The organism is Streptomyces sp. NPDC104831 (assembly GCF_055583025.1).
Window position 1 is genome coordinate 19,426 of sequence record NZ_JBVJOT010000079.1, and the last position, 10,685, is coordinate 30,110.

11 protein-coding genes are annotated in these 10,685 nt (G+C 75.7%); 7 read left to right on the plus strand and 4 right to left on the minus strand.

The window, feature by feature from the left end:
* The first annotated feature begins 2 nt into the window (after positions 1-2).
* The 6 genes from ACZ63H_RS34780 to ACZ63H_RS34805 are packed head-to-tail and all read left to right on the plus strand — an operon-like array spanning position 3 to position 6,746.
* The gene (locus ACZ63H_RS34780) at positions 3-1,364 is read left to right on the plus strand and encodes an O-antigen ligase family protein (protein ID WP_469872034.1); all 1,362 of its coding nucleotides are present in this window, start codon (positions 3-5) and stop codon (positions 1,362-1,364) included.
* On the plus strand, positions 1,361-3,079 hold the full coding sequence (locus ACZ63H_RS34785) for a lipid II flippase MurJ (RefSeq protein ID WP_469872035.1): 1,719 nt from the start codon (positions 1,361-1,363) through the stop codon (positions 3,077-3,079). The genes ACZ63H_RS34780 and ACZ63H_RS34785 overlap by 4 nt, the downstream gene beginning before the upstream one ends.
* On the plus strand, positions 3,063-3,806 hold the full coding sequence (locus ACZ63H_RS34790) for a polysaccharide deacetylase family protein (protein WP_469872036.1): 744 nt from the start codon (positions 3,063-3,065) through the stop codon (positions 3,804-3,806). Before ACZ63H_RS34785 ends, ACZ63H_RS34790 begins: the two co-directional genes overlap by 17 nt.
* Positions 3,803-4,960: a glycosyltransferase gene (locus tag ACZ63H_RS34795; protein ID WP_469872037.1), complete on the plus strand. Its 1,158-nt coding sequence runs from the start codon at positions 3,803-3,805 to the stop codon at positions 4,958-4,960. The genes ACZ63H_RS34790 and ACZ63H_RS34795 overlap by 4 nt, the downstream gene beginning before the upstream one ends.
* Positions 4,957-5,613 carry a YveK family protein gene (locus ACZ63H_RS34800; RefSeq protein ID WP_469872039.1) on the plus strand — a complete coding sequence of 219 codons (657 nt, stop codon included), beginning with the start codon at positions 4,957-4,959 and terminating at the stop codon, positions 5,611-5,613. The genes ACZ63H_RS34795 and ACZ63H_RS34800 overlap by 4 nt, the downstream gene beginning before the upstream one ends.
* Positions 5,610-6,746: a GNAT family N-acetyltransferase gene (locus ACZ63H_RS34805; RefSeq protein WP_469872041.1), complete on the plus strand. Its 1,137-nt coding sequence runs from the start codon at positions 5,610-5,612 to the stop codon at positions 6,744-6,746. Before ACZ63H_RS34800 ends, ACZ63H_RS34805 begins: the two co-directional genes overlap by 4 nt.
* Here the strand turns inward: ACZ63H_RS34805 and ACZ63H_RS34810 are convergent.
* The 4 genes from ACZ63H_RS34810 to ACZ63H_RS34825 all read right to left on the minus strand — a co-directional run bounded on the left by ACZ63H_RS34810 (position 6,743) and on the right by ACZ63H_RS34825 (position 9,912).
* Positions 6,743-7,864 (minus strand): glycoside hydrolase family 26 protein, encoded by a 1,122-nt coding sequence (locus ACZ63H_RS34810; protein ID WP_469872042.1) that lies wholly within the window; start codon positions 7,862-7,864, stop codon positions 6,743-6,745. The two genes, ACZ63H_RS34805 and ACZ63H_RS34810, sit on opposite strands and share 4 nt — an antisense overlap.
* Before the next feature lie 200 nt (positions 7,865-8,064).
* A complete protein-coding gene (locus tag ACZ63H_RS34815; RefSeq protein WP_469872044.1) occupies positions 8,065-8,937 on the minus strand; it encodes a chaplin in 873 nt (290 codons plus the stop codon).
* 114 nt (positions 8,938-9,051) lie between these two features.
* Positions 9,052-9,279, minus strand: a complete 228-nt coding sequence (locus tag ACZ63H_RS34820) for a chaplin (RefSeq protein WP_469872046.1) — start codon at positions 9,277-9,279, stop codon at positions 9,052-9,054.
* Positions 9,280-9,519: 240 nt separating this feature from the next.
* Entirely contained in the window at positions 9,520-9,912 is a 393-nt protein-coding gene (locus ACZ63H_RS34825) for a rodlin (RefSeq protein WP_469872048.1), read from the minus strand.
* A gap of 247 nt (positions 9,913-10,159) precedes the next feature.
* Here ACZ63H_RS34825 and ACZ63H_RS34830 point away from each other — a divergent pair, with 247 nt between their 5' ends.
* Positions 10,160-10,558, plus strand: a complete 399-nt coding sequence (locus ACZ63H_RS34830; protein ID WP_469872050.1) for a rodlin — start codon at positions 10,160-10,162, stop codon at positions 10,556-10,558.
* Positions 10,559-10,685 lie beyond the last annotated feature (127 nt).

Sequence of the window (10,685 nt, forward strand, 5' to 3'; positions counted from 1 at the left end):
CGATGGCCCTCGCCCCGTCGCCGCGGCGCCCCGCGCGGCTCACCGCGATGCTGCCCGTGCTGCCGCCGGTGGCCGTGGTGGCGCTGCTCGCGCTGCCGGTCGCGCCCGGCGGCGACACCAACGCGGGCCCGGCCGACGCGCTGTCCGCGCTGGTGGTCGGCTGCTGCGCGGTACGGCTGCTGCGCGCGCGCCGCCGCCCGCTCACCCCGGCCGCCGCGGTGATCCTCGGCCTGCCGGTGGCCGCGCTGGTGCCGGCCGCGCTGCACGCCGCCTCGGCCGGCGCCGCCGTCACCGGCCTGGGCCGCTACCTCCAGGTCTTCGTCCTGGTCCCGGCCGCCGTGGTGCTGCTGCTCCGCGACCGGGCCGACTTCCGGCTGCTGGCCTGGTCGTTCGTGGCGCTCGCGGGCTGGCAGGGGGCGGTGGGCGTGCACCAGTACGTCACCCGGACCGGGGCCTCCTACCAGGGTCAGGACGTCCGGGCGGTCGGCACCTTCGGGGTGGCGGACGTGATGGGCATGGCCACGGTGGTGTCCTTCGGGCTGGTGTGCGCGGTGGGCCTGGCGCTGGGCCGTACCGCGCCCCGGGAGCGCGCTGTCGCCGTCGCCTGCACGCTGGTCCTGCCGGTGCCGCTCGCCCTGTCGTTCAGCCGGGGCGCCTGGATCGCCACCGCCGTCACCCTCGCCGTCCAGCTCCTGCTGGCCGGGGTGCGCCGGGCGGCGCGGGTCGCGGCGGCCGTGCTGGCGGCGGGCGTGGTGCTGGTGGGCGGGCTGGGCGTGGGCACGGCGATGCTCCGGGAGCGGATCGACAGCATCACCCGGGTCGCCGACGCGCCGGACCAGTCGGTCACCGACCGGTACACGATGTGGGCGGCGGCGGCCGGCATGTGGCGGGACCGGCCGCTGACCGGCGTGGGCCTGAAGGCGTTCCCGGAGTACCGCGACGGGCACGCCTCGCTCGCGCTGTCCTCGGGCAGCGACACCGAGGGCGCGGGCGCCGCCTTCCGCCGGCAGCCGCTGCTCTCCCCGCACAACATGTACCTGCTCGTCCTCGGCGAGCAGGGGCTGATCGGCCTGCTGTGCCTCGCGGGCGGCTGGCTCGCCCTGCTGGTGTGCGCCCTGCGCGGCCTGTCCCGGGCGCGGGCGGCCGGCGGCCGGGGCCTGGACTGCGCGCTGATCGCCTGCGGGCTGCTGGTCTGGCAGCTCGTGGACTTCGGGTACGCGGACATCGGCGGCCCGTCGACCGTCCTCTCGGCGGTGGCCCTGGGCCTGACCGCGTGGTGGGCCCTGCCGGCCGCCGACCGCCCCGGCGGAGGGGACCGCCTCCCCGCCCCCGCGGCGGCGCCGCGAGAGGCGGCCGCGCGATGACGAGCCGTACGGCCGACGGGACACCGGGCCCGGGAACCGGCGCGGCACCACAGCCGCCCCCGCCCCCGGATCCCCCCATCCCCGCCGACGGGACACCGGGCCCGGAAGCCGGCGCGGCCCCCCGGCCCCCCGCGCACCCGGCGGAACCCCCCGCCACCCCCCGCCTCCTGGCTCGGGCCGCGCTCCTCACCGCGTCCCTGTCCGTCGCGGCCGCGTTGCTCGGGCTGGTGCGGGACCAGTCGCTGGCGCGGTTGTTCGGGGCCGGGCGGGACACGGACGCCTTCCTGGTCGCCTGGACGGTGCCGGAGTTCGCGGCGACGCTGCTCATCGAGGACGGCCTGGCGTTCGCGCTGATCCCGGCGTTCAGCGCGGCCCTGGCCCGACGCGCGCGCGGTGCCGCCGGGGATCCGGTGCGCTCGCTGGTGGCCGGCACCCTGCCCCGGCTGGCGCTGGCGTTCACGGCGGTCGGGGCGCTGCTCGCACTGGCCGCGCCGTGGTGCGTCGCGGTGCTCGCGCCGGGCCTGCCCGATGCGGCCCTGGCCGTGGACTGCACGCGGCTGACCGCGAGTTGTGTGCTGAGCTTCGGCCTCGCCGGGTACTGCAGCGCGGCCCTGCGGGCGCACCGCCGCTTCCTGGCACCGGCCGCGATCTACATCGTGCACAACGTCGCCATCATCACCGCGATGTACGCGCTCGGCGGCCACTGGGGCGTGCGGTCCGCCGCGTTCGGGGTCGCGGCGGGCGGCGTCCTGATGGTCGCGCTGCAGGTCCCGTCGCTGGCCGCCCAGCTGCGCCGCCGGGGGGCCGGCCGGCCGGAGGCGCGGCCCGCCGCCCCGGCGCCCCCGCTGGACGTGCCGCTGCTGGCCGCCGTGCTGCTGTTCGCGCTGTGCCGGCAGTCCCAGGTGCTCATCGAGCGGTTCTGGGCCTCCGGGCTGCCCGCCGGGGCCATCTCGCACCTGAACTACGCGCAGAAGGTCGCGCAGATCCCGATGACGCTGTCCATGATGCTGTCCACGGTCACCTTCCCGGTGGTGGCGCGGGCGCTGGCCGACGGCGACACCGAGCGGGCCCGGGGCCGGGTGGAGCGGGACGTGGCGGTGGCCGCCCGGCTGGTGCTGTTCGGCACGGCGGTCGTCGTGGCCTGTGCCCCGCGGCTGATCGCGGTGCTGTTCCAGCGGGGCGCGTTCACGGCCGGCGACACCGCGGCGACCGCCGGTGTGATGCGGGTCTACGCGCTCGGGCTGCTCGGCCAGACCCTGACCGGGGTCCTGGTGCGCTCGTACTTCTCGGCGGGCCGCGCCACCTGGTACCCGCCGGCCGCGATGGCCGCGGGGATCGCCGCCACCTGGGGAGTCGGCGCGTGGACGGCCGCGTCCCGGGGGTCCGCCGGGATCGCCGCCGCCAACGCCGCGGGGATCACCCTCACCGCCGTACTGCTGCTCGCCGGCACCGGCCGCCGTGGTGTGCCGCTGCGGGCCGGTGCCGTGCTGCGCGGGCTGGGCCGGCCGCTGCGGGCGGCCGGTGCCGCCGCCGTGGCGGGCGCTCTCGCGGCGGGCCTGCCGCCGGCGGCACCGGCCGGGCTCGCCGCCGGCGCGGCCGCGGTGGCCGTCGTCTTCGTCCTGCTCGGCGGGGCGCCGGGCGCCCGCGCCCTGGTCCCCGCCCTCCGTCCCGTCCGCTCCCTGCACCGAAGGCTCGCCCATGCCCTCACCCGTTGACTCCCCGGTGGCCGGCCCGGCCCCGTGGATCGCCATGTACCACTCGGTCGGCGACTGCTCCGACGACCCGTACCGCGTCACGGTCTCCCCCGGCCGGCTGGAGCGGCAGCTGCGCTGGCTGCGCCGGCGCGGCCTGCGCGGGGTGTCGGTGGCCGAGCTGCTGGCCGCCCGGGACCGGGGCGGCGGCCGGGACCTGGTGGGTCTCACCTTCGACGACGGGTACGCCGACTTCCTCTGCAACGCCCTGCCGCTGCTGGACCGCTGGGGGTGCACGGCCACCCTGTTCGTGCTGCCCGGCCGGTTCGGCGGCGACAACGCCTGGGATCCGCTCGGCCCGCGCAAGCCGCTGCTGACCGCCGAGGGGGTCCGGCGGGCCGCCGGCCGGGGCGTGGAGATCGGCTCCCACGGGCTCGCCCACATCGATCTCACCCGTGCCGACGACATCCGTCTGAAGGCCGAGACGGCCGAGAGCCGGGCCGTGCTGGAGGAGGTGACCGGCGCCCCGGTCACGGGGTTCTGCTACCCGTACGGCACGGTCGACCGGCGTGTCGTGGCGGCCGTGCGGGAGGCCGGTTACGACTACGCCTGCGCCATCGACCCCGGCGCCCTGAGCGGCCGGCACGTGCTGCCGCGGGTGCACGTCGGGCAGGGCGACACGGCCGTGCGCCTGTTCCTGAAACGGCGGCTGCACCGGTGGCGCCGACGGCCGGTGGAGGGACTGCGGTGAGGGTCCTGCACGTCATCACCGGGCTCGGGGTGGGCGGTGCCGAGACCCAGCTGCGGCTGCTGCTGCGGCATCTGCCGGTGGAGTGCGAGGTGGTGACGCTGACGGAGCCGGGGCCGGTCGCCGCCGGGCTCGTCGCCGACGGGGTGCGGGTCATCCACCTCGGGATGGCCGGCAACCGCGAGGTGAGCGCGCTGCCCCGGCTGACCGGGGTCATCCGGCGCGGCCGGTACGACCTGGTGCACACCCATCTCTACCGGGCCTGCCTGTACGGCCGGATCGCCGCCCGGCTGGCCGGGGTCCGCGCCGTCGTCGCCACCGAGCACTCCCTCGGGGACACCCAGACGGAGGGCCGGCCGCTCACCGCGGGGGTCCGCGCGCTGTACCTGCTGGGCGAGCGGCTCGGCCGCAGCACCGTCGCGGTGTCCCCGGCCGTCGCCGCCCGGCTGGCCCGCTGGGGCGTGCCCGAGCCGCGCATCACGGTCGTGCCCAACGGCATCGAACTCGCGGCGTTCGCCTACGACCCGGCGGCCCGCCGCCGTACCCGGGCCGCCCTGGGGCTGGCCGAGGACGCGTTCGTGATCGGCGGCGTCGGCCGGCTCGTCGCCGGCAAGCGGTTCGACGTCCTGGTCCACGCCCTCGCCGGACTGCCCGCCGACTGCCGGCTGCTGCTGGTCGGCGGCGGCCCGCAGGAGGGCGCGCTGCGGCGGGCCGCGCACCGGGCGGGGGTCGCCGGCCGGGTGCTGTTCACCGGGGAGCGGCCGTATCCGCCCGACGGCTCGCCCGGTCCCCTGCTGCCCGCGCTGGCCTCGGCGATGGACGTGCTCGCCGCGCCCTCGCCCGAGGAGGCGTTCGGGCTGGCGGTGGTGGAGGCGCTCGCGGCCGGGCTGCCGGTGCGCTACACCTCCTGCCCGGCCCTTGAGGACCTGCCGCCCGGCGCCGCCCCGGACGCGGTGCGCGTCCCGTGCGACGCCGGCGCGTACGCCCGCGCGCTCGCCGAGGTCCGCGCCGCCGGTCCCGGTCCGCGGGCCGCCGCCGAGGCCGCCCGCCACTACTGCGTCACCCGCAGCGCCGCCCGGCTCCTGGACGTCTACGCGGCGGCGCTCGCCCACCCGGCCCCGACGTCCCGCCCCCCGCAGAAAGCCGTCCTGTCATGACCGAGAACCACACCCGGCGCCACCGCGGCACCCGTCTCACCCGTCCCGGCCCGCTCCCGCCCTGGTCGCTGGTGGCGGCGGGGGTCCTCGCGGGCGGGCTGCTGGGCGGCGGGTACGGGATGCTGCGGCCCGCCCAGTACACGGCCACCAGCTATCTGCTCGCCGTGCCCGGCGAACGGTCCGACACCGCCGCCGCGCTGGGCTTCGCGCAGGCCTACGGCCGTGTCGCCACGCAGCCCGCGGTGCTCGCCGACGCCCGGGCGCGCGCCGGGGTGACGGTGGCAGCGCTGCGCGCCGGGGTGCGCACGGCGACCTCGCCGGACGCGCCCATGGTCGCCGTCTCCGCCACCTCTCCGCGCCCGGGCGAGGCCACCGCCATGGCCAACGCGGTCGCCGGGGCCCTGGCCCGGCACGCCGACGCGGTCCGCGCCGGCACCCGGGTGTCGCTCGTCCCGTTCACCCGCGCGGTGCGGCCCACCGAGCCGTCCTCGCCGTCGGCCGGGTTGACCGGGCTGGTCGGGGCGAGCGGGGGCGGGCTGCTCGGCGGCCTCGCGCTGCTGGTGCGGCCGGGACGCCGGCCCGGGGCGGAGGTGCCGGGCCCGGCCCCGCTGCCCGGACCGGCCGTCGCCGCCGACGCGCGCGGCCGGCGGTGACCGCCACCGTCACGGCGCGCTCCCGCAGCGTCCGCCTCGCCGCCGAACTCGTCACCGACGCGCACGCGTTCGCCGGGCTGGCCCCCGCCTGGGGGCGGCTGTTCGGCCGGTGCGCCGCCGCGACCCCGTTCCAGAGCCACGCCTGGCTGCACTCGTGGTGGCTGTCGTACGGCCGGCCCGGGCGGCTGCGGCTGCTGGTGGTGCGGGCCGGCCGCGATCTGGTGGCCGCCGCGCCGCTGATGCTGGTGCGCCGGCCGCTGCCCGCGCTGCTGCCGCTCGGCGCGGGGATCTCCGACTACGCGGACGTGCTGCTGGACGACGCCGACGACGGGCCGGCGGCCGGCCTGCTCACCGCGGCGCTCGCGGACGCGGCCCGCACGGCCCTGGTCGACTTCCGCGAGGTGCGCCCGGGCGGTGCGGTGGAGCGGGTCTACGACCGCTGGCCCGGGCCGTGCCGCGCGCTCCCCGACTCGCCGTGCCTGGAGCTGCCCGCGCTGCCCATGGAGGGGCTGATCGCCCGCCTGCCGTCGGCCAAGTCCGGCCAGCGGGCGCGGGCCCAGCTGCGCCGGCTGGCCGCGCTGGGCGTGCGGCGGCGGACGGTGGGCCCGGCGGAGGTCGAGACGGCCCTCGTCCGGCTGCTGGCGCTGCACCGGTTGCAGTGGCAGGGCCGGGGCGTGACGGGCGAGCACCTGCGGCCCCGGTTCCAGGCGCACCTGCTGCGCGCGGTGGGCCCGATGGTGCGCTCGGGGAACGCGGTGGTCACCGAGTTCCGGCTCGGCGAGGAGGTGGTGGCCGTCGATCTGACCCTGCTCTCGGGCGGCATGGCCGGCGGCTACCTCTACGGCGCCCATCCGGGTCTGCGGGAACGCCGGGCGGACGTGGCGGTGATGCTGCTGGACGCCTGCTCCGAGCTGACGGTCGGCGGCGGGCACGGCACGCTGAGCCTGCTGCGCGGCGACGAGCCGTACAAGCGGCACTGGCGGCCCGAACGCGTCGTCAGCCGGCGGCTGCTGATGGCCGGTGGGCCCACCGCCCCGCTGCTGACGGCCGCGCTGTGCGGGGCGGTCGCCCGGCAGCGGGGCAGGGAGGTGCGGCACCGGTGGCGGGAACGCGGCCGGGACCGGCCGGTCTAGTCCGGCAGCGGCCACCGCTCGAAGCGGAGGCACAGCTCGCGGCCGAACCAGTAGGCGGCCCAGTCGCCGAGGCCCGGCGAGCAGGCGGGCGGCGGCAGGGGCGGCTCGCCGGGACGGCCGGACAGGGTGGTGCGGTAGACCCGCGCCGAGCGGGGGTTGGCCGGGCACTGCCACACGCCGTGCGGGCAGTAGTCGGTCAGCGTGTTGTACACCGGCCGGTGCTCGTCGATCCAGGCGAGCATGCGCCGCATGTACTCGGCGTTGTCGCCGTTGCGGAACAGTCCCCATTCCGGGTACGACGCCGGCTTGCCGTGGGCCGCGGCGAAGTCGACGTGCCGCTGGAGGCCGTAGGGCTCGCTCACCTGCTCGTCGAAGGTCACTCCGGCCGGCTGGTCGTAGGAGTCCATGCCGATGATGTCGACCGTGCCGTCCCCGGGGTAGCACTCGGTCCAGGGCACGGCGTCCCGGCCGCGGCTCGGCGCGAAGTCGAACCGGAAGCGCTGGCCCGGCACCGCGCGCATGGTGGTGACGATCCTGTTCCAGTACGTCTTCCAGGCCGCCGGGTCCGGTGCGCAGCGGTGGGTGTAGGTGATGCCGTTCATCTCCCAGCCCAGGACGAGCACCGTGTCCGGCACGCCCAGCGCGACCAGCCGCTCGGCCAGGGTCCTGAAGTGCCCGTCGAACGCGCCGGCCGCGCCCTGCCGCAGCAGGCCGCGCACCTCCTCGTCGGGGACGTCCTCCTCGTTGCGCTCCTGCATCGGCACGTTGAGGACGAGCGTCCGGTCCGCCTGCTCGCGCCGCCAGCCGGCCCAGGCGTCCAGGAAGCCTGGCGGGCCCTCGATGTCCTCCCAGAGGCCGCCGGGCAGATAGGTGTGGGCGACCTTCACCTCGGCCCCGTCGAGCCAGCGGCTCAGCTCCGCCATCCGCGCGACCCCGGCGGGCCCGGAGTCGAGGAACGCCCCGAAGACCGGAAGGGAGCGTGCCGAGGCGGGAGCCCCGGGATCGTCGGCGGCGAAGCCGGGGCCGGCCCCGGCGAGCGCCGGGGCGACGAACGCGACGAACGACGCGACGACCGATGTCACGCGCCGGGCCGCCGTCCGGAACCGTCGTGAGGCCATGTCCACCACTCCCCTCTTCACGTCACCACATGTCACGCACTCCTGACACTCAGTCATATTTGTAGGAAGAACGCCAGTGTGGTCGCCGCGTCCGGCCCCGGAACCCCCCGCACGGGCCAACGCGAGCGAAAGCGGGCACACAGCCCGGTGCACGACCTGCCGGCGGCGGGTGCCGGGCGCTGGGTCCGGCACCCGGTGCGCTAGCGACGGCAGGCGGTCCGGCCGCGTCGGTAGAGGATCGCCCCGGCCCCGATCAGCAGGGCGCCGGCACCGGAGGCCGCGAACATGGTCCGGGACTCCCCACCGGTCTGCGCGAGCACGGGCGGCTTCGCGGGTGAGTCCTCGCCGCCGTAAGGGGGCGGGGTGCTCTCCTCGCCACCGTAAGGAGGCGGGGTCGTCTCCTCGCCACCGTACGGAGGCGGAGTGGTCTCCTCGCCACCGTACGGAGGCGGAGTGGTCTCCTCACCGCCGTACGGAGGCGGGGTCGTCTCCTCGCCACCGTACGGAGGCGGAGTGGTCTCCTCACCGCCGTACGGAGGCGGGGTCGTCTCCTCACCGCCGTACGGGGGCGCGGTGGTCTCCTCGCCACCGTAGGGAGGCGGAGTGGTCTCCTCGCCGCCGTACGGAGGTGAGGTCGTCGGGCCGCCGCCGTGCGGGGGCGATGTCGTCTCGCCGCCGTACGGAGGGGGCGTCGTCTTCTCGCCGCCGTACGGGGGTGCGGTGTGGGTGCCGCCGGGGCTCGGCGGGGTGCCGGTGCCGTGGTCCGCGTCGTCGGAGTCGTCGCCGTAGCCGTCATGGTGACGGCCGGTCTCCTGCGGTTTCGGGGCGTGGGCCACGTTGGCGCAGGAGTTGGCGAACGCCGGGTTCAACGCGGCCACCACGTCGATGGTGTTGCCGCAGACGTTGACCGGGATGCTCACCGGCACCTGGACGTTGTTGCCGGACAGCACACCGGGCGAACCCTGGGCCGTGCCGTGCGCGTGGGTGTCGGCGAGCGCGGAGCCGCCGTACAAGGACAGCACGCCCGTCGCGGCGGCGGCTACGGCCATGCCTTTGCTGAGAGTGTGTCGCACTTTCGTGGTCTTCCTGCTCAAAGAAGTGGGAAGGCCGGCCCGCGGACGACGCATTCGGCGGTCCGGGGCCGGCCAGTACACAGCCGGGGAAGCTGGTGAAACGCGCGCCGAACGTCAGTCGTTGACGCAGACGTTGCCGAACGTCGGGTTCAGCAGCGCGATGATGTCGATGGTGTTGCCGCAGATGTTGATCGGCACGTGGATCGGGACCTGGATGACGTTGCCGGAGATGACGCCCGGGGAGCCGACGGCGGCGCCGGAGGCCCCGGCGTCGGCGAAGGCGGGACCGGCCAGGCCCAGTGCCAGAACTGCGCCCGTGACGGCGGCGGCGGTCTTCTTCATGATTTTTCCCTTCTCCGGGGCAACGCCCCGATGACGGCCAGAACCGTGCGAGCCCGACGTGAACGGTCGCGGCACGCAACGAGGAATAGACACAACGCGAAACGGTGGAACACGAATGGCGTGATAATCACCCGATCGCACCGCTTGCCCGTGCGTTCTTCCCTCGCCTGAGGTAAGTGGAAAAGGCCCGGGCGGCCCGCAGACGACGCAGCGGACAGCCCGGGCCCCGGTTGGCTCGGCTCAGCCTTCGCCGTTGGCCGAAAGGACCGACAGGTCCTCCAGGATGTGCGAGAGCGCACCGTCGCGCTTGATGTTCGACGAGTTGTCGCTGCACTGCTGGTCCAGATCGTCCGACAGGATCGGAACGTCGTTGATCGGCACGATGTTCAGGATCGGGATCTGGATGTCCTCGAGAGCGAGGCACGGCTTGTTCAGCGAGCCCTGGACCAGGGACAGCTGCGGGCTCATGTCGCCCTTGGTGGCCGAGTTTCCCCATGACGAATTGGCGCCGTTGCCGTTCGCGACGGTCGGGCCGTCGTCGTTGCCGATGGCAAGCGCCTGCGGCGCGGCCGCCACCGCCATTCCCACGACAGAAGCGGCGGTCGCGGCGGCGACCATTGCCTTCTTGAGCACTTCGCGTTCCTTTCCTCGTAGCGACGCATGCCCTACGGCCTCATCAACCCGGCGCGTCGGGAATGGTTCCGCCGATTCACCCGGTTGGCTCCCCGACGCGCACGGGGTGACGGCGGGCACCAATCCGAAAAGCGCACCACCAGCCCGGCGTATCGGCCGTCGGGGTGAACGGCAGAAACCATGCGGTGGCCGGGGAGTTGACCAATGCGCTCCGGTGGACGGGGTTTTTCTCAGAAAGGACTGGCCAGTGATCAAGAAGATTGTTGCCACCGCGGCCGTCGCCGCCTCGGCCGTGGGCGCCTCGGCCGCCGTGGCACCGCAGGCGCTGGCGATCGGCAACGACAGCGGCCCGACCGCCGCCAACGGCAACGGCGCTTGGCAGAGCTACGGCAACTCGGCCACGTACGGGAACATGAGCCCGCAGATCGCCCTGATCCAGGGCTCCTTCAACAAGCCGTGCATCGGCCTGAACGACATCAGCGTCCCCATTGCCAACATCGTGCCGATCAACGACCTGCCGATCCTGTCGGACGACATGACGCAGCAGTGCACCGAGAACTCCTCGAACGTCAAGCGCGACGGCGCGCTGGCGCACCTGCTGGAGGATGTGTCGATCCTGTCCCTGAACGGGGAGTCCGGCAGCTGATCCACCGGACCGATGGAGCGGGGGGGGGGGGGGGGGGGGGGGGGGGGGTCCCTGTGCGGGGGGGGGGGGGGGGGGGAAAGGCCTCTCCGGGAGAGCGCGGAAAAGCAAGAGGAAAAAAAACAAAAAG

What these genes read in the sequence shown, in the direction of transcription:
- ACZ63H_RS34780 (WP_469872034.1), top strand. Translation starts at nt 3, where the DNA reads ATGGCCCTCGCCCCGTCGCCGCGGCGCCCCGCGCGGCTCACCGCGATG.
- ACZ63H_RS34790 (WP_469872036.1), top strand. Translation starts at nt 3,063, where the DNA reads ATGCCCTCACCCGTTGACTCCCCGGTGGCCGGCCCGGCCCCGTGGATC.
- ACZ63H_RS34800 (WP_469872039.1), top strand. Translation starts at nt 4,957, where the DNA reads ATGACCGAGAACCACACCCGGCGCCACCGCGGCACCCGTCTCACCCGT.
- ACZ63H_RS34820 (WP_469872046.1), bottom strand. Translation starts at nt 9,279, where the DNA reads ATGAAGAAGACCGCCGCCGCCGTCACGGGCGCAGTTCTGGCACTGGGC.
- ACZ63H_RS34785 (WP_469872035.1), top strand. Translation starts at nt 1,361, where the DNA reads ATGACGAGCCGTACGGCCGACGGGACACCGGGCCCGGGAACCGGCGCG.
- ACZ63H_RS34810 (WP_469872042.1), bottom strand. Translation starts at nt 7,864, where the DNA reads ATGGCCTCACGACGGTTCCGGACGGCGGCCCGGCGCGTGACATCGGTC.